This is a genomic window from Streptomyces sp. NPDC030183 (assembly GCF_055573455.1).
Window position 1 is genome coordinate 157,517 of the sequence record NZ_JBVIBK010000020.1, and the last position, 22,472, is coordinate 179,988.

At 70.6% G+C, this 22,472-nt stretch carries 20 protein-coding genes; 3 read left to right on the plus strand and 17 right to left on the minus strand.

Annotated elements, in window-relative coordinates; genetic code table 11:
• From lepB (ACZ4Z2_RS24470) to proS, 10 genes are all read right to left on the minus strand, one after another.
• On the minus strand, positions 1 to 972 hold the full coding sequence (gene lepB, locus ACZ4Z2_RS24470) for a signal peptidase I (RefSeq protein WP_468078815.1): 972 nt from the start codon (positions 970 to 972) through the stop codon (positions 1 to 3).
• A complete protein-coding gene (lepB, locus tag ACZ4Z2_RS24475; RefSeq protein ID WP_468078782.1) occupies positions 857 to 1,966 on the minus strand; it encodes a signal peptidase I in 1,110 nt (369 codons plus the stop codon). The genes lepB (ACZ4Z2_RS24470) and lepB (ACZ4Z2_RS24475) overlap by 116 nt, the downstream gene beginning before the upstream one ends.
• Complete coding sequence (lepB, locus tag ACZ4Z2_RS24480) at positions 1,959 to 2,705, minus strand: signal peptidase I (protein ID WP_468078783.1); 747 nt, start codon at positions 2,703 to 2,705, stop codon at positions 1,959 to 1,961. Before lepB (ACZ4Z2_RS24480) ends, lepB (ACZ4Z2_RS24475) begins: the two co-directional genes overlap by 8 nt.
• Positions 2,706 to 2,751: 46 nt before the next feature.
• Positions 2,752 to 3,102 carry a 50S ribosomal protein L19 gene (gene rplS / locus ACZ4Z2_RS24485; RefSeq protein WP_053848457.1) on the minus strand — a complete coding sequence of 117 codons (351 nt, stop codon included), beginning with the start codon at positions 3,100 to 3,102 and terminating at the stop codon, positions 2,752 to 2,754.
• Positions 3,103 to 3,236: 134 nt separating this feature from the next.
• On the minus strand, positions 3,237 to 4,070 hold the full coding sequence (trmD, locus tag ACZ4Z2_RS24490) for a tRNA (guanosine(37)-N1)-methyltransferase TrmD (RefSeq protein WP_468078784.1): 834 nt from the start codon (positions 4,068 to 4,070) through the stop codon (positions 3,237 to 3,239).
• The gene (gene rimM / locus ACZ4Z2_RS24495) at positions 4,070 to 4,612 is read right to left on the minus strand and encodes a ribosome maturation factor RimM (protein ID WP_468078785.1); all 543 of its coding nucleotides are present in this window, start codon (positions 4,610 to 4,612) and stop codon (positions 4,070 to 4,072) included. Before rimM ends, trmD begins: the two co-directional genes overlap by 1 nt.
• Before the next feature lie 104 nt (positions 4,613 to 4,716).
• Complete coding sequence (locus ACZ4Z2_RS24500) at positions 4,717 to 4,956, minus strand: RNA-binding protein (protein WP_033526925.1); 240 nt, start codon at positions 4,954 to 4,956, stop codon at positions 4,717 to 4,719.
• A 2-nt stretch (positions 4,957 to 4,958) separates the two neighbouring features.
• A complete protein-coding gene (gene rpsP, locus ACZ4Z2_RS24505) occupies positions 4,959 to 5,387 on the minus strand; it encodes a 30S ribosomal protein S16 (protein ID WP_468078786.1) in 429 nt (142 codons plus the stop codon).
• Between the two features lie 358 nt (positions 5,388 to 5,745).
• On the minus strand, positions 5,746 to 6,342 hold the full coding sequence (locus ACZ4Z2_RS24510; protein WP_468078787.1) for a hypothetical protein: 597 nt from the start codon (positions 6,340 to 6,342) through the stop codon (positions 5,746 to 5,748).
• Between the two features lie 260 nt (positions 6,343 to 6,602).
• Positions 6,603 to 8,018 carry a proline--tRNA ligase gene (proS, locus tag ACZ4Z2_RS24515; protein ID WP_468078788.1) on the minus strand — a complete coding sequence of 472 codons (1,416 nt, stop codon included), beginning with the start codon at positions 8,016 to 8,018 and terminating at the stop codon, positions 6,603 to 6,605.
• A 202-nt stretch (positions 8,019 to 8,220) separates the two neighbouring features.
• On the opposite strand from proS, the gene ACZ4Z2_RS24520 reads away from it, so the two are divergent.
• Entirely contained in the window at positions 8,221 to 9,078 is an 858-nt protein-coding gene (locus tag ACZ4Z2_RS24520) for an SAM-dependent methyltransferase (RefSeq protein ID WP_468078789.1), read from the plus strand.
• A gap of 397 nt (positions 9,079 to 9,475) precedes the next feature.
• Here ACZ4Z2_RS24520 and ffh read toward each other — a convergent pair whose 3' ends face one another.
• From ffh to nsdA, 5 genes are all read right to left on the minus strand, one after another.
• On the minus strand, positions 9,476 to 11,035 hold the full coding sequence (ffh, locus tag ACZ4Z2_RS24525; RefSeq protein ID WP_468078790.1) for a signal recognition particle protein: 1,560 nt from the start codon (positions 11,033 to 11,035) through the stop codon (positions 9,476 to 9,478).
• 141 nt (positions 11,036 to 11,176) lie between these two features.
• On the minus strand, positions 11,177 to 13,636 hold the full coding sequence (locus ACZ4Z2_RS24530) for a [protein-PII] uridylyltransferase (protein ID WP_468078791.1): 2,460 nt from the start codon (positions 13,634 to 13,636) through the stop codon (positions 11,177 to 11,179).
• A 26-nt stretch (positions 13,637 to 13,662) separates the two neighbouring features.
• Positions 13,663 to 14,001, minus strand: a complete 339-nt coding sequence (locus ACZ4Z2_RS24535) for a P-II family nitrogen regulator (RefSeq protein WP_003997576.1) — start codon at positions 13,999 to 14,001, stop codon at positions 13,663 to 13,665.
• Positions 13,998 to 15,290 carry an ammonium transporter gene (locus tag ACZ4Z2_RS24540; RefSeq protein ID WP_468078792.1) on the minus strand — a complete coding sequence of 431 codons (1,293 nt, stop codon included), beginning with the start codon at positions 15,288 to 15,290 and terminating at the stop codon, positions 13,998 to 14,000. Before ACZ4Z2_RS24540 ends, ACZ4Z2_RS24535 begins: the two co-directional genes overlap by 4 nt.
• Before the next feature lie 392 nt (positions 15,291 to 15,682).
• Positions 15,683 to 17,158 carry a transcriptional repressor NsdA gene (gene nsdA, locus ACZ4Z2_RS24545; protein ID WP_468078793.1) on the minus strand — a complete coding sequence of 492 codons (1,476 nt, stop codon included), beginning with the start codon at positions 17,156 to 17,158 and terminating at the stop codon, positions 15,683 to 15,685.
• A 428-nt stretch (positions 17,159 to 17,586) separates the two neighbouring features.
• Between nsdA and ACZ4Z2_RS24550 the strand changes: the two genes are divergently transcribed.
• Positions 17,587 to 18,237, plus strand: coding sequence for a bifunctional DNA primase/polymerase (locus ACZ4Z2_RS24550; RefSeq protein ID WP_468078794.1), 651 nt, complete (start codon positions 17,587 to 17,589; stop codon positions 18,235 to 18,237).
• Positions 18,238 to 18,423: 186 nt separating this feature from the next.
• Here the strand turns inward: ACZ4Z2_RS24550 and ftsY are convergent, their stop codons facing one another.
• Entirely contained in the window at positions 18,424 to 19,632 is a 1,209-nt protein-coding gene (ftsY, locus tag ACZ4Z2_RS24555) for a signal recognition particle-docking protein FtsY (RefSeq protein WP_468078795.1), read from the minus strand.
• Between the two features lie 135 nt (positions 19,633 to 19,767).
• Between ftsY and ACZ4Z2_RS24560 the strand changes: the two genes are divergently transcribed.
• A complete protein-coding gene (locus ACZ4Z2_RS24560; RefSeq protein WP_468078796.1) occupies positions 19,768 to 20,739 on the plus strand; it encodes an LLM class flavin-dependent oxidoreductase in 972 nt (323 codons plus the stop codon).
• Positions 20,740 to 20,946: 207 nt separating this feature from the next.
• Here ACZ4Z2_RS24560 and ACZ4Z2_RS24565 read toward each other — a convergent pair whose 3' ends face one another.
• Positions 20,947 to 22,365 (minus strand): sugar porter family MFS transporter, encoded by a 1,419-nt coding sequence (locus tag ACZ4Z2_RS24565; RefSeq protein ID WP_468078797.1) that lies wholly within the window; start codon positions 22,363 to 22,365, stop codon positions 20,947 to 20,949.
• Positions 22,366 to 22,472: the final 107 nt, after the last annotated feature.

Below are 22,472 nucleotides of genomic sequence, written 5' to 3' on the forward strand. Positions count from 1 at the left end.
CTACCCGGCGGTACCCGTACCAGAAACCCTCGGGCTCTCGGCCGCGAGGAGACGGCGCCGACGCCACAGCACCAGCGGAGCAGCGCCCGCGAGACCGAGCGCGCCGGGCGCGGCGGCGCTCAGGTTCTGGTCGAAGGTGTCGGGAATCGGCAGCGTGGACCAGCGGGTGGGCGGCCAGGCGACCACGATGGCGCGGCCGACGACGTGGTCCACCGGGACCATGCCCTTGTTCTTGTCGTTCTGGTGGTAGCGGGAGTCCAGCGAGTTCTGCCGGTGGTCACCCATGACCCAGATTTTGCCCTTGGGCACCTTCACCTTGAACTGGCCGCCGGTGTCGTCGACGGTGCAGGGGGTGTTGCCCGGGTAGACGTACGGCTCGTTCAGCGCCTTGCCGTTGACCTTCAGGGGGCCCGTGCCCTTGCACTCCACGGTGTCGCCGGCGACGCCGACGACCCGTTTGATGAGGTCTTTCTCCTCCGCCGACGGCATCAGGCCGATCCAGCCGAGGACCCGCTGCACCGGGTTGGGCTCCAGGGTCGGCTCGCCGTTCAGCCAGCCGGCCGGGTCGTGGAAGACGACCACCTCGCCGCGCTCCGGCTCGGAGCCGAACCAGGGGGTGAGCTTGTCCACGAGGACCCGGTCGCCCTCCTGGAGGGTGTTCTGCATCGAGTCCGACGGGATGGAGAACGCCTGCACCAGGAAGGTCTTGATCAGTAGTGCGAGGACCAGCGCGATCCCGATGAGGATCGGCAGTTCCTTCCAGAAGGAGCGCTGCTTCTTCTTGGGCGTCGGGTTCTGCTCGCCGTCGTCCGTCGAGGTCCGGGCGCCTTCCCCGCCGTCCGCGCCGTCCGGGTGGTCACTCCCGTCGGACACGGAACCCTCGGCGTTCTCCGCGGCCGGGGAAGCCGCCTCGTCGGACTGCTCGGGCCGCTCCTCGGAACCACCGTGCCCGGACCGTGCGCCGACCGCCAAATCCCCCACATCCACTCCTCACGCCGTACCGCCGCCCACGCCACATCCGGTGCAGGCCCACCACTCCCATAACGAGCGGGAGTTCCGCAGGGGTCGGGAGGGGGATCAATCCGTTTCGATCCGCGGGGGCCACCCTATGCGAAGCGCCGAGGGCGGTGGGCGACCCGCTCGGCACGGCCGAGAACGTGTCAGGCTCCTCCAACTGCCCCCAGTGGCCGACCGGCCAGGCGATGACCACGGCTCTGCCGACTACGGAGTCCTCGGGGACCGTGCCGCTGAAGGGGGCCGTCTTGGAGTCGTCCGCCTGGTGGGCGCGGGAATCGGCCGAATTCTCGCGGTGGTCGCCCATGACCCAGAGCCGTCCCTGGGGCACGGTGACCTGGAACTCCTGGGTGGAGGGCTTGTTGCCCGGGTGGACGTAGGCCGTCTCGTCCAGCGGCATGCCGTTGACGGTGACGCGGCCTTGGAGGTCGCAGCACTTGACGGTGTCGCCGCCGACCGCGACGACCCGCTTGATCAGGTCCTTCTCGTCATCGGACGGGAGCAGTCCGATGAACTGCAGGCCCTCCTTGATCTGCTTGATGACGATGGGGTCCTCGCTCGCGGTCGTGGTCTGCTCGTCCTCCAGCCAGCCGCCCGGGTCCTTGAACACGACGACGTCCCCCCGGACCGGTTTCGAGCCGAACCACGGGGTGAGCTTGTCGACCAGGACGCGGTCGCCGATCTGGATCGTCTGCTCCATGGAGCCCGACGGGATCACGAACGCCTGGACGAGGAAGGTCTTCAGGACCAGCGCTATCACGACGGCGACGCCGACCAGGAGCGGGATCTCCTTGACCGCCGAGCGACGCCTGCGCCGTTTGATCTTGCGGGCGAGCTTGCGCCGCTCCACCCGGCTCGGGCGGGCGGCCCCGCCGGCCCGCCGGGTGCCGGTGGGCAGCAGATTCTCGGACGGGGTGCTGGAAACACCCCGGGGCCTGCCACGGTTACCCATGCGCACCGCCGGCGGCGGGCACGCGCGCGTAGGCGTCAGGACGGTGCAGACGCGTCCAGTGGTCCGCGGGCCAGGCGATCCAGTCGGCCCGGCCGATCACGGCGTCGAGGGGGATCATGCCGCCGCCCGGGGATCCCAGGTGGTCGCGGGAGTCGCTGGAGTCGCCGCGGTGGTCACCCAGGAGGAACAGGCGCCCCTCGGGCACGACCACGTCGAAGGGCACGCTCGACGGGGTGTCCCCCGGGTACAGAAACGACGACTCGTCGACCGACCGGCCGTTCACCTCAAGCCTCCCCTCCTGGTCGCAGCAGACCACCCGATCTCCCCCCACGCCGACAACGCGCTTGATGTAGTCGGCGTTCCCGAAGTAGCCGGTGCCGTCGAAGACGACGACGTCACCTCGCCGCGGCTCAGAACCGAAACGGTACGCCAACTTATTTACGAGAACGCGGTCCCCGATCCTCAATGAACGCTCCATGGAGCTGCTCGGAATCTGGAACGGCTGCATCACGAAGTTGCTGAAGAGCGTCAGAAAAAGCAGGCAGATCAGTACGGCAAGGGTGTATCGCCCGCCCGGAACGGACTCGGCCGCCCTGCCCGCCCACGCGAAACGCGACCGCCCCTCCGGCCGCTCCGTGTCCGAGGTCTCCTCGGAACCGGCCGGGACGGATGGCGTCCCGGCTTCGGAAGGGCGGGGGGAGCGGTCGCGCTCCATGTGCTGCTGTGCCTCGGTGTCCATCGGGGCCAGATCGTATCCGGCCCCTCTGTGACACGTGAGCGCGCGATCAGTTCTCGCGCTTCTCCTTGATCTTCGCCGCCTTGCCGCGCAGCTCGCGCAGGTAGTACAGCTTGGCGCGACGGACGTCACCGCGGGTGACGAGCTCGATCTTCTCGACGATCGGGGTGTGCACCGGGAAGGTGCGCTCGACGCCGACGGAGAACGAGACCTTGCGGACCGTGAAGGTCTCGCGGACACCGGCGCCCTGGCGGCGGATCACAACGCCCTTGAACTGCTGCACACGGGAGCGGTTGCCCTCGATGACGCGGACGTGGACGTTGACGGTGTCACCCGGGCGGAAGGCCGGGATGTCGCTGCGCAGCGACGCGGAGTCGACGGAGTCGAGCAGGTGAGACATTGCGTCTGCTTTCTTCGCCCATGCCACAGGTCATAGGCGGGAGCTAGGTTTTCCAAGAGGATGCTGTCCGTGTCGGGGCGGGCGTCGTGTCCCCCTGTGGCAGGGGCGCACGCCGGACGACGCACAACAGCGGCCTATTCTTCCACGCCCTCCAGCCGACGCCAAAATCGGCCGTGAGGCTCGCCCTCGGGGTCGGGGGCCCAGCCCAGGATGGAGAGCATCTCGCGGTCCTTCTTGTCGAAGGCCTTGGGGTCGCAGCGCTCGATGAGGTCGGGCCGGTTGGCGGTCGTGCGCCGCAGTGCCTCGTCGCGGCGCCAGCGGGCGATCTTGCCGTGGTGGCCGCTGAGCAGCACCTCGGGGATGTCCCGGCCGCGCCACTCGGGCGGCTTCGTGTAGACCGGCCCCTCCAGGAGGCCGGCCATGGCGCCGGGCGCGAAGGAGTCGTCGCGGTGGGACTCGGCGTTGCCGAGGACACCGGGCAGCAGCCGGGCGACGGCCTCCGTCATGACGAGGACGGCCGCCTCGCCGCCGGCGAGCACGTAGTCGCCGATGGACACCTCATGGACGGGCATGCGGGTGGCGTACTCGTCGATGACGCGACGGTCGATGCCCTCGTATCGGGCCGGCGTGAAGATCAGCCAGGGGCGCTCGGAGAGATCGACGGCGAGGGCCTGGGTGAAGGGGCGGCCGCTGGGGGTGGGGACGATGAGGGTGGGCCGGCGGGCCCCTGTCTCGTAGCCGTCGGCGAGGACGGAGTCCAGCGCGTCACCCCAGGGCTCGGTCTTCATGACCATGCCCGGACCGCCGCCGTACGGTGTGTCGTCGACGGTGTTGTGCCGGTCGTACGTCCAGGTGCGCAGATCATGCACGTGCACATTCAGCTGTCCACGCGCGCGTGCCTTCCCGACGAGGGAGACGTTCAGGGGGTCGAGGTACTCGGGGAAGATCGTGACGACGTCGAGCCGCATCAGGCCTCGTCCCGGGACGAGGCGATCTCCGCGCGGTCGTCGATCAGTCCGGCGGGCGGGTCGATGACCGCGCGCTGCTCTTTCAGATCGATCTCGGTGACGATCTCCTCGACGAAGGGAATCATCACCTCGCTGCCGTCGGGCCGCTCGACGATGAAGAGGTCCTGGGAGGGCAGGTGCGAGATCTCGGTGATCCGGCCGACCTCGGTCCCGTCCTCGGTGACCACGTCGAGGTCGATCAGCTGGTGGTCGTAGTACTCGTCCTCTTCCTCGGGCAGTTCGTCCGGGTCCACCTCGGCGATCAGCAGGGTGTTGCGCAGCGCCTCCGCTGCGTTGCGGTCCCGCACGCCCTCGAAGCGCAGCAGGAGACGGCCGCTGTGCACCCGGCCGGTCTCGATGGTCAGGGGCCCCGCCGAGGCGGGGTCGGTGGCCAGTACGGCGCCGGGCGCGAGCCTCAGCTCCGGCTCGTCCGTACGTACCTCGACGGTGACCTCGCCCTTGATGCCGTGGGCGCGGCCGATCCGTGCGACTACCAGCTGCACTGTGCTTGATCTCCTGTCATCGGTCGGTCCGGCCGACCGTACGACGTCGGGCCGGGGACGGCTCGATGGCCTTCCCCGGCCCGAGCCGGTGCTGCGCAATTGCGTCAGCGGACGTGGTCCACGTCGACGAGGTCGACACGGACGCCGCGGCCGCCGATGGCGCCCACGACGGTGCGCAGGGCGCGGGCGGTACGGCCGTTGCGGCCGATCACCTTGCCGAGGTCGTCGGGGTGGACCCGGACCTCGAGGACGCGCCCGCGACGGAGGTTGCGCGAGGCCACCTGTACGTCGTCGGGGTAGTCGACGATGCCCTTGACGAGGTGCTCGAGAGCCTCCTCGAGCATGCTCAGGCCTCGGTCGACTCAGACGAAGAAGACTCGGCGGCGGCCTCGTCCTTCTTCTCAGCCTTCTTCTTCTGGGTGATGGCCTCACCCTTGCCCTCGTCGTCGCCGCCGAGGGACTCGAACGACGGACGCGTGGACTTCGGCTCGGCGACGAGGAGCGGCGCCGGGGCGGGCTCGCCCTTGAACTTCTGCCAGTCGCCGGTCTTCTTCAGGATGGCGAGCACGGGCTCGGTCGGCTGCGCGCCGACACCCAGCCAGTAGGCGACACGGTCCGCGTCGACCTCGATGACCGACGGGTTGTACGTCGGGTGGTACTTGCCGATCTCCTCGATCGCACGACCGTCACGACGGGTACGGGAGTCGGCGACGACGATGCGGTAGTGAGGCGAACGGATCTTGCCCAGACGCTTCAGCTTGATCTTGACTGCCACGGGAGTGGGTTCTCCTGGATTTGACGTGGTTGGGCACGGCGAGAATGCCGCGTGGGGTTGCGGTACCCGAGTGCCCGATGGACGCGTCAGCCGGAGGAGAGAGGGGTCCTGTGCGGCTGTCGAGTACAGCTAGCCATTGTGCCACACCCCGCGGGTCGCGCTTGCCGCGAGGGGCTGTGCGCGGCCATGACTGACCGGCACCCCGCGCCGGGGGTGCGTCGCGCCCACCGCCGTGTGGAGGATGCCGCCGGGACGGCACCCTCCACTCCCGACTCGGCGTGAGGCTCGAGGTACGACTCGACGTACGGCTCACTGGTACGGCCGCCACGAGCAGCCGTCTGTTCAGTTCGCCGTCGCGTCACGCCGCGCCCACGACCTCCGGGATCCGGAAGGGCTTGCCGCAGCCGCCGCAGACGATGGGGGCCTGGGCGAGTACGGAGGGGACGACCCGGACGTTGCGGCCGCAGTCGCAGACCGCCTTGACCCGGACACCGCCGCCGGAGGAGCCGTGGCGGGCGGCCGGGCCCCGGAAGCTGCGGGCCGTGTCGGCGGAGGTGGCCGCCGTGTGGGCCTTCAGGGCGCGCTGCAGTCTCTCGATGGTCGGGCGGTAGCGGCGCTTCGCCTCGGGGTTGAGGGTGACCAGCGAGAAACCGCTGCTGGGGTGCGGTTCGTCGGGGTGGTCGAGACCCAGTTCCTCGGCGATCGCGAGGAACCTCCGGTTGTGGTAGCGGCCGGCGCGGGAGGTGTCGCGGACCCCGCGGGCGGCGGCGATGCCGTGGACTGCCTCATGGAGCAGTCGCTCGAAGGAGAGCTCGTGCCCGCAGGCGGACGAGGACTCTCCGATCAGGGACTCGGGAGCGGCAAGATCCGGCAGCTCGGGGTGGTACCGCTGAATGTCGGCCCACGCCTGCGCCAGCTCTGCGGCGAGAACGGGTGGTGTCTGTGTCGTGCTCACGTAATGACAACGAGCCTGAGTGCCCCTGTGTTCCGATTCCGGGGCATCCCAAATAATTTGCACGTACCCGTCAGTTGCCGCTAGTGCGTCCCGACGAGGGCGGGTGCGCTGATCTGCGGAGAAGCCTCGCAGCTCCACGCAAGGCGGTACGTAGTAACACGTACGCCCCGGCGCGTAGACAAGGTCCGCGCGCCGGGGCACCTGTGGTCGTCAGATGCGCAAGGGGCGTTTCGGTCGCTCTCGCGACGGAACGGATCGCTCTAGTAAGCGCGCGCCACGACTGCGACGTTACCGGGTGCGTCGTAGGAGTCGGGCACCGACCCGTCCTCGGCGACCAGACACCGTACGGACGCGGCGTGCTCCGCGAGCTCGGCCTCGCCCTCCTCGCCGAGCGTGGACCAGGGGATGCGCGCCCAGCCGCCCGCGCCGGCTGCCTCGATGGCCTCGCCGATCGTCGACACCTCGGTCGTACGGGACTCCCGGCGCTCGCGCGACTGCCTCAGGAGCAGTGCCTGGTCCTCTTCGAGGATCGTGGGCAGCAGCTCCACGAGGGAGTCGACGGCAACCGCTTCCTTGCCGCCGGGGATGCGGCGGGCGAGCATCGCGGTGCCGTTCTCCAGGTCGCGGGGGCCGACCTCGATGCGGACGGGGACGCCCTTGAGCTCCCAGTCGACGGCGCGGCGGCCGAACGGCACGTCCGTGCGGTCGTCCACGTGGACGCGTACGCCCGCGGCCTTCAGCCGGTCGCCGAGTTCGCGGACCTTGGCCAGAACCGCGTCGTCGCCCTTGATCGCGAGGACGACGGCCTGGGTGTGGGCGAGGCGCGGCGGCACCCGCAGACCGTTGTCGTCGCCGTGCATCATCACCAGGGCGCCGATCATGCGCGTGGTGGAGCCCCAGGAGGTCTGCCAGACGAGTTCCTGTCTGCCCTCCTTGGACAGGTAGCTCGTGTTGAACGCCTTGGCGAAGTTCTGGCCCAGCTCGTGGCTGGTGGCCATCTGCAGGGCCTTGCCGTCGCCCATCATGCCTTCGAGGGTGAGGGTGTTGATGGCGCCGGCGAAGCGCTCCTTGACGGTCTTGCGGCCGGGGACGACGTCCATCGCGAGGACGTTCGTCATGAAGTCCTCGTAGACCTGCCGATGGATGTGCGCGGCGAAGTCGCGCGCCTCCTCGTACGTCGCGTGCGCCGTGTGGCCCTCCTGCCAGAGGAACTCACTGGTACGCAGGAACAGCCGGGGCCGCAGTTCCCAACGGACCACGTTGGCCCACTGGTTGATCAGCAGGGGCAGGTCGCGGTAGCTCTGGACCCACTTCGAGAAGTAGTCGTTGATGATCATCTCGGAGGTGGGGCGGACCACCGCGGGCTCTTCGAGTTCCTTGCCGCCGCCGTGCGTCACCACGGCCAGTTCGGGCGCGAAGCCCTCGACGTGCTCCGCCTCCCTGGTCAGGTAGGACTGCGGGATCAACAGGGGGAAGTAGGCGTTCTGCGTCCCCGTCTCCTTGATCCGATCGTCCATCTCCTGCTGCATCCGCTCCCACAGCCCGTACCCGTACGGTCGGATGACCATGGTGCCGCGCACCGGGCCGTTGTCGGCCAGCTCCGCCTTGGTGATCAGGTCCTGGTACCAGCGCGGGAAGTCGTCCGCCCGCGGCGTGAGAACGGGTGCTTTTGCCATGGCGCGATCGTACGGGGCCACGTTGCGGGGATGTGAATTCTTTTGCCCGCGCACAGACAGTCCGCAAGCCGGTGTCCGCGACCCCTGGACGGCGCGCCAGGTGCGGAGTTATCTGGCATACGGGGGGAGTGCGAGCGCACTGTCACGGGGGCCCAGAAAACGGGCACAGAGACGACTCTCGGCGGATTGGGGCGCTTTCGATATGACACCTACGCTCGTGCGGCAGCAACTGCCTCGCCCGGGGACCGCACCCCGTGTGGACCAGTGTGCACGCGCGCGTGACTGGGCCGAGATCCAGGAACGGATGCTGGTCCCGCTCTACGAGGCGGTCTACCGCCGGCTCGACGTGGGCTCCGGCACCCGGCTGCTGGGCCTCGGCTGCGGGTCGGGGCTCGCTCTGGTGATGGCGGCGTCGCGGGGCGCCGCGGTCACCGGTGTGGACGGTTCGTCGCCCGAGAGGACGGCTCTCGCGCGGGAGCGGCTGCTGCCGGAGGGATGGGGCGCACGTACGCGTGCCGACGCCCGCGTCGTGGAGGGCGCTCCCGAGGACGCGGGCGGGGCCGTCGGCACGCCGTACAACCTGGTGACCGCCTTCGAGCCGATCGGCTGTCTGGCCGGGGACTCCGAGGGGCTGGGCGAACTGCTGGCCCGCGCGACCCCGCTCGCCGGGCGCGGCAGCCCCGTGGTCCTCGTGGGATGGGGTCCCCCCGAGCGCTGCGCGACGTCCTCGGTGCTCCGTGTCGCCACGAAGCTCGCCGATCCGCTGCGTGGCACCGGTGGCTGGCGCCTCGCGCTGCGGGACGACCTGGAGGAGGTCGCCCAGCGGGCCGGCCTCAGGCCGGACGGCTCCGGACGGGTGGCCTGTCCCTTCGGGTACGCCAACGTGGACAACGCGGTGCGGGGGCTGCTGTCGACGGGGTTGTTCGACGCGGCGATCGTGGCCACGGACCAGGTCCAGGTGAACAAGGAGCTGACCGAGGCCCTCCACCAGCACCGCCGTCAGGACGGCACGGTGTGGATGCCGAACGTGTTCCGGTACCTGATCGCGCGGACGCCCTGAGGGGCGTGGACGGCCCCGAGATGGGTGCGCCGAGAAGGTCTTCGGCACGTTCGGCCGATGCACGTGTGAATGGTGTGGAGAAAGCGGGACAGGGTGCCTCTCACTTCGCCAAATGGAGGACCATCCTCATAGCCTGACGCACCGTCCGGCCGAAACACGCACTCGGATGCCGACAACCACGATGTGCCGTCCACGCACGGCACGGGCGCCGCGCGCCCGGCCACACCCCCCGGCCGACCGCGCGGCGCCCGCCGCCACACCTGACACGCCACTGGGGGCGTCCTCCGCGCGGAGGACGCCCCCAGTGGCGTGTGTGCGGGGGCCGCGGCCCTGCACGGCCGCGAACGGGCCGTGCACCGCCGCGAACGCGGGCGGAACGGTCGCGCGCGGCGACCGGTCAGCCCATGAACTTCTTGAACTCGTCCGGCAGTTCGAAGTCCTGCCCGGCCTGCTGACCCGGCAGGCCGAAGGCACCACCGGGTGCGCCCTGGGCTGCGGCCGCCCGGCGGGCGGCCTCCTCCTGCTCCTGCTGCTTGCGCTTCATCGGGTTGCCGGAGCGCTGCTTGCCCTTGGCCTTCTTGGGCTGCTTCTTGGAGCGGCCTGGGCCGCCGCCCATCCCGGGAATGCCCGGCATCCCGGGCATGCCGCCGCCCTGGGCCATGCGGGACATCATCTTGCGGGCCTCGAAGAACCGCTCGACCAGGTTCTTCACCGCGCTGACCTCGACACCGGAACCCTTGGCGATACGCGCCCGGCGGGAGCCGTTGATGATCGTCGGGTCCTGGCGCTCGCCCGGGGTCATCGACTTGATGATCGCGGCGGTGCGGTCGACGTCGCGCTCGTCGATGCTGTTGATCTGGTCCTTGATCTGACCCATGCCGGGCAGCATGCCGAGCAGCTTGCTGATGCTGCCCATCTTCCTGACCTGCTCCATCTGGGCCAGGAAGTCGTCGAGGGTGAAGTCCTGGCCCTTCTTGGACGCCAGCTTGGAGGCCATCTTGGCGGCCTCTTCCTGGCTGAAGGTCTTCTCCGCCTGCTCGATCAGGGTGAGCAGGTCACCCATGTCGAGGATGCGGGAGGCCATCCGGTCCGGGTGGAACTGGTCGAAGTCGTCGAGCTTCTCGCCGTTCGACGCGAACATGATCGGCTTGCCGGTGACCTGGCGGATCGACAGGGCGGCACCACCGCGGGCGTCACCGTCGAGCTTGGAGAGCACCACGCCGTCGAAGCCGACGCCGTCGCGGAAGGCCTCGGCGGTGTTGACCGCGTCCTGACCGATCATCGCGTCGACGACGAACAGGATCTCGTCCGGGGAGACGGCGTCCCTGATGTCCGCCGCCTGCTGCATCATCTCCTGGTCGATGCCGAGGCGACCCGCGGTGTCGACGACCACGATGTCGTGGACCTTCGACTTCGCGAACTCGATGGAGTCCTTGGCGACCTTCACCGGGTCGCCCACGCCGTTGCCCGGCTCCGGGGCGTAGACCGCCACGCCCGCGCGCTCGGCGACGACGCTCAGCTGGTTCACCGCGTTCGGCCGCTGGAGGTCGCAGGCGACCAGCAGCGGGGAGTGGCCCTGCTCCTTCAGCCACCGGCCGAGCTTGCCCGCGAGGGTCGTCTTACCGGCACCCTGGAGACCCGCGAGCATGATCACGGTGGGCGGGTTCTTGGCGAAGCGGAGGCGGCGGGTCTCGCCGCCGAGGATCCCGACCAGCTCCTCGTTGACGATCTTGAGGACCTGCTGGGCGGGGTTCAGCGCCTTGGAGACCTCGGCGCCGAGCGCGCGCTCCTTGACGTTCTTGATGAAGCCCCGGACGACCGGCAGCGCCACGTCCGCCTCGAGGAGGGCGATGCGGATCTCGCGCGCCGTGGCGTCGATGTCCGCCTCGGAGAGGCGCCCCTTGCCACGCAGGTTCTTGAAAGTCGCTGAGAGGCGATCGGAGAGCGTATCGAACACGGCGGTGTCGGTCCTCGGAGTCGGGGGCAGGCTGACGTGCCCTCCAGGGTATCTGTCTGGGTGTGGTCGGGTCTCCACCCCTGTGGACAACGCTGCCCGGCAGGGGGCCACGGGGACGCATCCGCCCCGTGACCCCGCGGTTCAGCCGCGCAGCGTCTCCTCCAGTTTCCGCGCCACGGAGGACGCCTCGTCGCCCGGGAGGGGGGCGCCGTCGCGGCCGGTGACGTAGAAGGCGTCCACCGCGTTGGCGCCCAGCGTGCTGACGTGGGCGCTGCGCACCCGCACGCGCGCGTCCTCCAGCGCCCGCCCGATGCGGTGCAGCAGTCCGGGGGCGTCCTGGGCGCGGACCTCGATGACCGTCGCGTGCCGGGAGGCGGCCCCGGCCACCGTGACGCGCGGCGGGGGCGCGACCACACCCCGGCGCCGGGGGTAGGCGGCGTCGCGCTCGGCGAGCCGCCCCGCGATGTCCAGCGAGCCCTCGAGGGCCCGTACGAGGTCGGCACGGAGCCGGGCCGCCTGGGGCAGCGAGCCGTATTCGGCGGCGACCCGCCAGTCCAGCAGCAGGACGGAGCCCTTGACACCGTCCGGCAGGTCGAGCGCCCTCAGTTCCGCCGTGCGCACCGTGAGCCGGTGCATGGCGAGGACGCCGGCGACGGCGGGCAGGACGCCCGGCTGGTCGGGCACGGCGATGAGCAGCTCCACACCGAGCGGCTCCGGGTCGGCCTTCTCGTCCTTCTCGTCGTTGTCCTCCGTCGGCGCCTCCGTCTGCGCGCGCAGGGACAGCACCGGACCGCCGGTGCGGAACGCCTCGATGGCGAGCCGCTCCTGTTCCGCGGTGGGCGCGGCGGGCTCCGGCTCCTCGGGGACGTCCCCGGCGAACAGCGCGGCGACCCGCTGGACCAGGTCGGACACGAGCGAGGCCCGCCACGAGGACCAGGCGGCCGGCCCGGTCGCCAGCGCGTCGGACTCGGTGAGGGCGTGGAGCAGTTCGAGGGTGCCCGGCGACCCGACGGCCTCGGCCACGGACCGCACGGTGGCCGGGTCCTCCAGATCACGCCGGGTGGCGGTGTCGACGAGCAGCAGGTGGTGGCGGACGAGTGTGGCGAGCACGGCCACGTCCTCGCGGTCGAACCCGATCCTGGCCGCCACGTCCTTGGCGATGATCTCCCCGGCCACGGAGTGGTCGCCGGGCCAGCCCTTGCCGATGTCGTGCAGCAGCGCGGCGACGAGGAGGAGGTCGGGGCGGTGGACGCGGCGGGTCAGCGCGGAGGCGCGGACGGCGGTCTCGATGAGGTGCCGGTCGACGGTCCAGATGTGCACGGCGTTGCGCTGCGGGCGGCAGCGGACCCGCTCCCAGTCGGGCAGCAGGCGGGTGATGAGGCCCTCGGCCTCCAGGGCCTCCCAGACGTCCACGGTCGGCCGTCCGGACCCCAGCAGGGTGACGAGCTGCTCCCGGGCCTCGGCGGGCCAGGGCGTGGGCAGCGGCCGCGCGGTGGCCGCGAGCCGCCGTACGGCGTGCAGGGACAGCGGAAGTCCGGCCTGGGCGGCAGCGGCGGCGGCACGCAGCGGCAGCACCGGGTCCCGTTCGGGCCGGGCGGCGCGCGCGAGCACGACCTCGCCGTCCTGCTCGACCACGCCCTCCGCCAGCGGCGACCGCTCGGCGGTCGGCTTGCCGCCGCCGAGCATGGCGCGCAGCCGGGGTCGCACGGCGCGCGAACGCAGCACGCGCCCCACTTCACGCCAGGTGACATCGCTGGCGTACGAGATGACGCGCGCCGCCTCGTACACCTGGCGCAGCAGGGTGTCGGCGTCGAGCAGCCCCAGGTCGGCCGCGACCTGGTCCTGCTCCTGGAGCGCGAGCCGGTCGGTCGCGCGCCCGGTGGTGAGGTGCAGCGCGTCCCGTACGTCGAGGAGGCGGCGCCGGGCGTCGGCGAGGCCCTCGCGGGGCGCGTCGGCGAGCCAGGAGGCGGCGACCGCGCGCAGTGCGGTGGCGTCACGCAACCCGCCGCGCGCCTCCTTCAGGTCGGGTTCGAGGAGGTACTGCAGCTCCCCCTGTCGCTCGGCGCGCTCGGCGCACAGCTCCTGGAGTTCGGGGAGGCGTTTGGGTGCCTGGTTGCGCCAGTCGGCGAGGACGGCGGTGCGCAAGCCCGCGGTGAGTCCGAGGTCACCGGCGAGGTGCCGGGCGTCCAGCAGCCCCAGCTGCACCTTGAGGTCCTCGGCGGCGGTCTTGCGGGCCTCGGCAGGGGTGCGGACCGAGTGGTCCAGGGCCAGCCCCAGGTCCCAGACCGGGTACCAGACCCGGTCGGCCAGGGCGGCCACGGCCTTGTCGTCGGACCCGTCGTGCAGGAGCAGCAGATCGAGGTCGCTGCGCGGGGACAGCTCGCCGCGCCCGTATCCCCCGACGGCGACGAGGGAGACGCCGCGCAGTTCGCCGGCGCCCGCGCCGAAGAGTCCGGCGAGCCAGTCGTCGGTCAGCTCGGCGAGGGCGGCACGGCGCGGCGGCCCGGACCGCGCCCCCTCCTGGAGGAGGCGCAGCCGGGCCGCCGCGTAGCCGCTGGGTCCCGAGTCCTCTGCATCCGTACGTACGTCCGTACTCGTCACCCAGTGACTCCTGTTCTTCTGTTCGGTCAGAGCGCGTCCGGGCCGCGCTCGCCCGTCCGGACCCGTACGGCTGTCTCGACCGGGAGGGACCAGACCTTGCCGTCACCGATCTTGCCGGTGCGGGCGGCCTTGACGATGACGTCGATCAACTGCTCGGCGTCGTCGTCCTCGGCCAGTACCTCGATCCGGATCTTGGGAACCAGGTCGACCGTGTACTCGGCGCCGCGGTACACCTCGGTGTGTCCCCGCTGCCGACCGTACCCACTGGCCTCGGTGACGGTAAGTCCGTGCACCCCGAACGCCTGCAGGGCTTCCTTGATCTCGTCGAGCCGGTGGGGCTTGACGACGGCGGTGATCAGCTTCATGCCTCGACCTTCTTGCTCTGGGTGGCGGCGGCGACGGTGCTCGTGGCGCCGGAGGTGATGTGCGAACCGGCGGCCGAGCTGAAGTCGTACGCGGTCTCGGCGTGCTGGGTCTGGTCGACACCGGTGACCTCGTCCTCCTCGGACGCCCGGAAGCCGATCGTCTTCTGGATGGCGAAGGCGATGAGCCAGGTCACCACGAAGGTGTAACCCATGACGGAGAAGGCGCCGGTGGCCTGCTTGCCGAACTGGTCCCAGCCACCTGCCTCGGTGGCGAGGAAGCCGACCATCAGGGTGCCGATGACACCGCCGACCAGGTGGACGCCGACGACGTCGAGGGAGTCGTCGTAGCCGAGCTTGTACTTGAGGCTGACGGCCCAGGAGCAGACGGCACCGGCGACGACACCGATGAGGATGGCGCCGAAGGCGCTGACGTGACCACCGGACGGGGTGATCGCGACGAGGCCGGCGACGGCGCCGGAGCAGGCACCGAGGGTGGTGAACGCACCGTGACGGATGCGCTCGTAGATCAGCCAGCCGATGATGGCCGCGGCGGTCGCGATCTGCGTGTTGATCGCCATGCGGGCGGTCGTGCCGTCGACGCCGAGCCAGGAACCGGCGTTGAAGCCGAACCAGCCGAACCACAGCAGGGCGGTGCCGATCAGGACCAGCGGCAGGCTGTGCGGCCGCATCGGGTCCTTCTTGAAGCCGATCCGCTTGCCCACGACGAGGACCGCGGCGAGCGCGCCGATACCGGCGTTGATGTGGACCGCGGTACCACCGGCGAAGTCGATGACACCCATGTCGAAGAGCCAGCCGCCGGGCGCCCAGACCCAGTGCGCGACCGGGAAGTACGCCAGGGTGACCCAGAGCGCCACGAAGACCATCCAGGCGCTGAACTTGACGCGGTCGGCGAGGGCGCCGCTCATCAGGGCCGGGGTGATCACCGCGAACAGCATCTGGAAGAGGATGAACGAGAACGCGGCGATCTTGTGCGGTTCACCCTTGGCGTTGGTGACGAAGCTGTCGACCGTGCTCGTGACGTCGATGCCCTTGAGGCCGATGGCGTCGAAGTTGCCGATGAAGTGGCCGATGTCACCGCTGAAGGCGAGTGAGTAGCCGAACAACACCCACAGGATGCTGACGATGCCCAGCGAGATGAAGGACATCATCAGCATGTTCAGCACGCTCTTGGCCCTGACCATGCCGCCGTAGAAGAGCGCCAGGCCCGGCGTCATCACCATGACGAGCGCCGCGCTGATCAATACGAATCCGGTATCTGTGCCGTTCAATGCCGGTATCTCCTCGTGGTCGGAACGGCCCGTGCGGATGCTGAAGCCTGGGGGAGCTATCGGGGGAGGGCCGACTGTGCTGAGGAGATTGGCGCAGCACCGTTTCACGGGGAGATTGGAATTGTTTCCCGCGCGTGACGAACGCGCATGTCGCGTTACGGGCAGGTGAAACGTAGGTCGCGGCGGATCGGGACCGCGCGGGGCCCGGACGTTGCGGACGTCTTCGAGGGCGGCGGCTTCGTATCCGATGGAACTCCGGTCGCGGGTGGTTCCGCGCGGGACCGGCCACGGCGGCCATCCGATGACCTGGCATGGGGGAGCCGAGTCGGGCAGTAGGGATGGCCGGCCGCGGCCGGAGTCGGGGGCCCTCGGGAGCGGCGGGGCGGGCCGGGTCAGACCGCTTCGGCGGTCTCCGGGAGGTGGACGGCGAGCTGATCGGTCAGCTCGACGACCTCGGCGAGTTCACCGAAATCGCGTACGGCCGTGTCGACGGTCTTGCGGATCCGTGTGTTGAGGCGCTCCGAGCGCACTTTCCTGGCGACGGTCATGGCCTGCTGGGCCATCTCGGCGCCCTGCTCGGGCTCGCGCTGGAGCAGATGGACCGTGGCCATGCCGATGAGGTTGAGCGCGTACGACCGCTGGTGGTCGGTGTCCGTCGCGAAGAGCTCCACCGCGCGGCGCATCACCGGCTCGGCCAGGGAGGCGTAGGTGGGGCTGCGGCCGGCGACATAGGCGAGGTCGCGGTAGGAGTGGGAGTTCTCGCCGTGCAGTTCGGCCTCGGTGAAGAAGCGGATCCAGTCGGGGTCCGGGTCGTCCCATTCCTCGGCGTCGGCGAAGGTGTCCTCCGCCATCCGGACGGCCCTCTTGCACTTGCCGGGCTGCCCCATGTTGGCGTAGGCGCGGGCCTCCATCGCATACAGCATCGCCTGGGTGCGCGGACTCGCGCAGTCGCGGCTGCCGTACTGGGCGAGGTGGATCAGTTCGAGCGCGTCGTCGGGGCGGCCGAGGTGGATCATCTGACGGCTCATGCTGGACAGGACGTACGAGCCGAGGGGCTTGTCGCCCGCTTCCTTCGCCGCGTGCAGGGCGAGGACGAAGTACTTCTGGGCGGTGGGCTGGAGGCCGATGTCGTAACTCATCCAGCCGGCCAGCTCCGCCAGCTCCGCGGCGACCTTGAACAGACGCCGGTTGGTGGCCTCGGGCTGGGGTTCCTGGAGGAGGTCGGTCACCTCGTGCAGCTGGCCGACGACCGCCTTGCGGCGCAGGCCGCCGCCGCATTGGGCGTCCCACTGCCGGAACATCACCGTGGTGGACTCCAGGAGGTCCAGCTCGGGTTTGGAGAGACGGCCGCCACGGCGCGCGGCGGCGGACGGCTCGGGCTCCGGGCGCGGGGCGGGGATCGTGGGGACGAGCCAGCGCTGCATCGGCTCGATGAGGGCCGGGCCCGCGGCGAGGGCCAGTGAGTTCCCGAGGAAGCCGCGCCGCGCCAGCATCAGGTCGCTGCGCGAGAACTCGCTGATCAGCGCCACGGTCTGCGGGCCCGTCCAGGGCAGGTCCACGCCGGACACGGACGGCGCCTGGTGTGCGGCGCGCAGCCCCAGGTCCTCGACCGCGACGACACAGCCGAACCGCTCGGAGAACAGCTCGGACAGGATTCGCGGGATCGGCTCGCGCGGGTTCTCTCCGTCGAGCCAGCGCCGTACACGCGAGGTGTCGGTGGAGATGTGGTTGGCCCCGAGCTGGCGGGCACGGCGGTTCACCTGGCGGGCGAGCTCGCCCTTGGACCAGCCGCTGCGGACGAACCACGAGCCCAGCAGTTCGTTCGGGCGCTTCTCAGCGTTCGTGCCGCTTCCGCCGTTGCCGCCCACTGGAACGCCCCCATCCCTGAAACCACTTGTGTGCGCTGTGTGCGCCAAGCCCTACCAGAATGCCGGTTACCGCGCCGTACGTCCGTCCGTTCTCACCCGTCGAACGGAAAGACGACTTGCCTCCGGCATACCCACGAGCGCGTGCATCCCCAGGATCTGTGCACTCAAAGTAATCCCACGATCACGCGTCCGGCCACGGCGATTCCAGAAACGCCACCATTCGCCACCCCTTCGAATGAACTAACGGTCCCCCGTACGCGATTCACTTGACACATGACGGCCGGGGGTCGGCGGAGCGATGCATTCAAGGGCGCGCGCCACGACCGCACCACCCGGGGGTATCGCGATGCGCCGCCCTGGCGGGAACAGAGCGTCACACTCCGCCTCCGTCGCGTAACCACCGGCGCGCTGGACCCGTTGGAGGGGGCATGGGCTTCACGATCGGCGGCATTCGCGAGTTGCGATCCGGGCGGCGCGGCCGCACCTCCGACTGCACAACGGTGGCCGAGTTCACCGGTCTGTGGGGGTGGGACGTGGTCCCCGGCGCGCGGGCGGCCTCGGGCGCGTGCTCGTGCGGCAGGACGACCTGTGACGCGCCCGGCGCACACCCCCTCGACTTCGCTCCCCCGGTCCGCGCCGGCGCCACCCTCGACGAGGTGACCGAGGCGTGGGCGGAGCACCCCGGCGCCTCGATCATGCTGCCGGTGGGACGCTCGTTCGACGTGATCGAGGTCGCCGAGTCGGCCGGACGGCACGCGCTGGTCCGACTGGAACGCATGGGTCTCCCCTTGGGCCCCGTGATCGCCACCCCCGAGGGCCGCGCCCACTTCCTCGTCGCCCCCGGCGCCGCCGCCGAGCTGCCGGAGCTGCTCTACCGCATGGGCTGGGACGACCCCTCCGCCCTCGACCTGCGCAGCCTCGGCCCGGGTGCCCACATCACCGCCCCGCCCTCCGACCGCGGCGGCCTCGGCCCGGTCCGCTGGCTACGCTCCCCCGCCCTCGACTCGGCGACGAGGCCACCGGCCGCGCGGCTGCTGCTGGGCACCCTGGCGTACGTGGCGCACCGGTCCCGGGCCTGATCCCCGCACAGCCGACCCGAAACCGCCGCTCCGCCGGACCGCCACTCCGCCGAGCCCCCACAGGCCGCCGCGTCCACGGTCCGCCCGCCCGCGGCCCCTGCAGACGGCGAAGCGCCCGACCCCCACTGCACCTGGGGTCGGGCGCTTTCGTCATGACCGCCCACGGACGTCCGCAGGCGGTGGTGATCAGTCGCCGATAAGGGCGTCAACAAACGCCTCCGGCTCGAACGGCGCCAGATCGTCCGCGCCCTCTCCCAGGCCGACGAGCTTGACGGGGACACCCAGCTCCCGCTGGACCGCGATGACGATGCCGCCCTTGGCGGTGCCGTCCAGCTTGGTCAGGACGATGCCGGTGATGTCGACGACCTCGGCGAAGACACGGGCCTGGATCAGGCCGTTCTGGCCGGTGGTGGCGTCGAGGACGAGCAGTACCTCGTCGAGCGGGGCGTGCTTCTCGACGACCCGCTTGACCTTGCCCAGCTCGTCCATGAGGCCGGTCTTGGTGTGCAGCCGGCCCGCGGTGTCGATCAGGACGACGTCGGCGCCCTCCTCGATGCCCTCCTTGACGGCGTCGAAGGCGATGGAGGCCGGGTCGCCGCCCTCCGGACCGCGCACCGTGCGCGCGCCGACGCGCTCGCCCCAGGTCTGGAGCTGGTCGGCGGCGGCGGCGCGGAAGGTGTCGGCGGCGCCGAGGACGACGTTCTTGCCGTCGGCGACGAGGACCCGGGCCAGCTTGCCGGTGGTGGTGGTCTTGCCGGTGCCGTTGACGCCGACGACCATCACGATGCCCGGGGTGTCGAGCGGCGAGTCGGTGTTGACCGCGCGGTCGAACTCGGGGACGAGGATCTTGAGCAGTTCCTCGCGCAGCAGCGTGCGCAGCTCCGCCGGGGTCCGGGTGCCGAGCACCCGCACACGCTCACGCAGCCGCTCGACGAGCTCCTGGGTGGGCTGGACGCCGACGTCGGCGGTGAGGAGGGTGTCCTCGATCTCCTCCCAGGTCTCGTCGTCGAGATGCTCCCGCGACAGCAGGGTGAGCAGACCCTTGCCGAGCGCGTTCTGCGAGCGGGAGAGCCGGGCGCGCAGCCGTACCAGACGGCCGGCGGTCGGCTCCGGGACCTCGATCGGGGGGACCTCGACGACCGGTGGTTCCTCGACGGCGACGGGTGCCGTCGCCGTGGCGTCCGGGAGGTCCACCTCCTCGATCGTGCGGCGCGGTTCGTCGCGCGGGGTCTCGGCCTCGTCGCCGACGTGCGGCTCGGCCGGGGGCGCGGTGATGTCGGGTGTCGTGGGGGGCGCCGGGGGCAGCGTCTTCTTCCTGCGACTGCCGACGACGAGCCCGCCGAGCACGCCGAGCACGACCACGGCGATGACTACAGCAAGGATGAGGATTTCCATAACGGGACCAGTATGCGCGACCACCCCCCGCCGCGTTCGATCGCCGTACGGGGCCACACCGGGCCGCCACACCCCTGGATACCTGACGAGGCGTCAGCTAACGTCCCCCTCCACATCCGCCCGAAGGGGGTCCCCATGCCCGTCACGGTCGTCCGTTTCAATCTGGTCGAGCCCGGTGCCACGCCCGCTTCGCTGGGGGCCCGCTACCGGGCCGCGGTGGAGATGGCGGCGTACGCCGACGAGCGGGGCATCAGCACCGTGCAGACGGAGGAGCACCACGGGGTCGAGAACAACTGGCTGCCGGCGCCGTTCGTGTTCGCGGGCGCGGTGTTCGGGGCGACGCGGCGGATCACGGTGACGGTGTCGGCGGTGATCGGGCCGCTCCACGACCCGCTGCGGCTGGCCGAGGAGATCGCCGTGCTGGACCTGGTGAGCGGCGGGCGGCTGGTGACGGTGGCGGGGATCGGGTACCGGCCGGAGGAGTACGCCCAGTTCGACGTGGACTGGAAGAGCCGGGGGAGGCTCCAGGACGAGGTGCTGGAGACCCTGCTGCGGGCGTGGACCGGCGAGCCCTTCACCTACCGGGGGCGCACGGTCCGCGTCACCCCTCGACCGGCCACCGAGCCGCATCCGCTGCTGCTGGTCGGCGGCTCGTCGAAGGCGGCTGCCCGGCGGGCGGCGCGGCTCGGGCTGCCCTTCTTCCCGAGCGCGCACCTGCCGGAGCTGGAGGCGTACTACAAGGAGCGCCTCGTGGAGTACGGCACCGAGGGCTGGACGATGATGCCCGCGGCCGAGACTCCGTTGCTGCACGTGGCGGAGGATCCGGACCGTGCGTGGGCCGAGTACGGCGGGCACTTCCTGCACGAGGCGCGGACGTACGCCTCGTGGCAGTCGGCCGGGATCCGGTCGGCCGTGCGGTCGGGGGCGACCACGGTGGACGAGCTGCGCACGGAGGGCGTGTACCGGATCGTCACGCCGGACGAGTGTGTGGCGCTGGGCCTCGACAACTACGTCCTGCACCCGCTGGCGGGCGGGATGCCGGTGGAGGAGGGGTGGCGGGGGCTGCGGCTCTTCGCCGAACGGGTCCTGCCCCGGCTGGACGGCTGAACCCGCCGCCGCGAGCGGGTGCTGCCCCGACCGGACGGCTGAACCCACCGCCGCGAGCGGGTGCGCCCTCTGGACGGCCGGCCCTCCCGCCCGGTGCGGATACGCCGCCGCCCCGGTCCGCTCAGTGGTCGGGCCGGGGCGACGGCGGGGTACGAGGAGCGGGGCAGCGGGGACTTGGCCCTGCTCCTCGGGTCCGGGGGCTTGGCGTCAGCCCATCTCCTCCAGCGACTTGCCCTTGGTCTCCTTGACGAACTTCAGGACGAACGGGATGGAGAGTGCGGCGAAGACCGTGTAGACCACATAGGTCGCGGAGAGGTTCCAGTCGGCCAGGGACGGGAAGCTCGCGGTGATGGCCCAGTTGGCGATCCACTGCGCGGAGGCGGCCACGCCCAGGGCGGCGGCGCGGATCTTGTTCGGGAACATCTCGCCGAGCATGACCCAGACGACCACACCCCAGGACAGGGCGAAGAAGAGGACGAAGACATGGGCGGCGATCAGGGCGACCCAGCCCTGGGTGGCCGGGAGCTTGCCGTCGACGAGGTCGTAGGAGAAGGCCCATGCCTCCAGGGCGAGGCCGAGGACCATGCCGACGGAGCCGATGAGGGCGAGCGGCTTGCGGCCGACACGGTCCACGAAGATCATCGCGATGACCGTGCCGACGATGTTGATGATCGAGGTCGTGAAGGAGTAGAAGAACGACTCGGTCGGGTCGACGCCCACGGACTGCCACAGCGTCGCGGAGTAGTAGAAGGCGACGTTGATACCGACGAACTGCTGGAACACCGACAGGCCGATGCCGATCCAGACGATCGGCTTGAACAGCAGGCTGCCGCCGAGCAGGTCCTTGAAGGACGACTTGTGCTCGCTGCGCATCGCCGACTCGATCTCGGCGACCCGGGCGTCCAGGTCGGCGCCCTCGCCCTCGACCTCGGCGAGCACCTCACGGGCGCGCTCGTGCCTGCCGACGGAGATCAGGAAGCGCGGCGACTCGGGGATGGCGAAGGAGAGCAGACCGTAGAGGACGGCCGGGACGACCATCACGCCCAGCATGACCTGCCATGCCTCCAGGCCCAGCAGCTCACCGCGCTGGTCGCCGTCGGCCGCGTTGAGGATCCCCCAGTTGACCAGCTGCGACACCGCGATGCCGACGACGATGGCGGCCTGCTGGAACGAGCCGAGCCGTCCCCGGTAGGCGGCGGGGGCGACCTCGGCGATGTAGGCGGGGCCGATCACGGAGGCCATGCCGATGGCGAAGCCGCCGACGACGCGCCAGAAGGCGAGGTCCCACAACGCGAAGGGCAGTGCGGAGCCGACGGCGCTGACCGTGAAGAGGGCCGCCGCGATCTGCATGCAGCGGATACGGCCGATGCGGTCGGCTATGCGGCCGGCGGTGGCCGCACCGACGGCGCAGCCGATCAGCGCGATGGCGATCACCTGGGCCAGGGCTGTGGAGCCGATGTCGTAACGGTCCCTGATGGCTTCGACGGCGCCGTTGATCACGGCGCTGTCGTAGCCGAAGAGGAACCCGCCCATGGCGGCCGCCGCCGCGATGAAGATCACGTGCGAGAGGTGCTCGGGATGGGCTGCCCGGGCTCCTGTCGGGGATGCCTGCGCTGTGCTGGTCACGTGGGGGGACCTTCCGCTCTGAAGGTAAAAACAACGTTGCAGAGACTATGTCTTCAAGTTCCGAAGTCAAGAGGGGTCAGATGACAGCGCTTGCCGCCTCGTCAGGC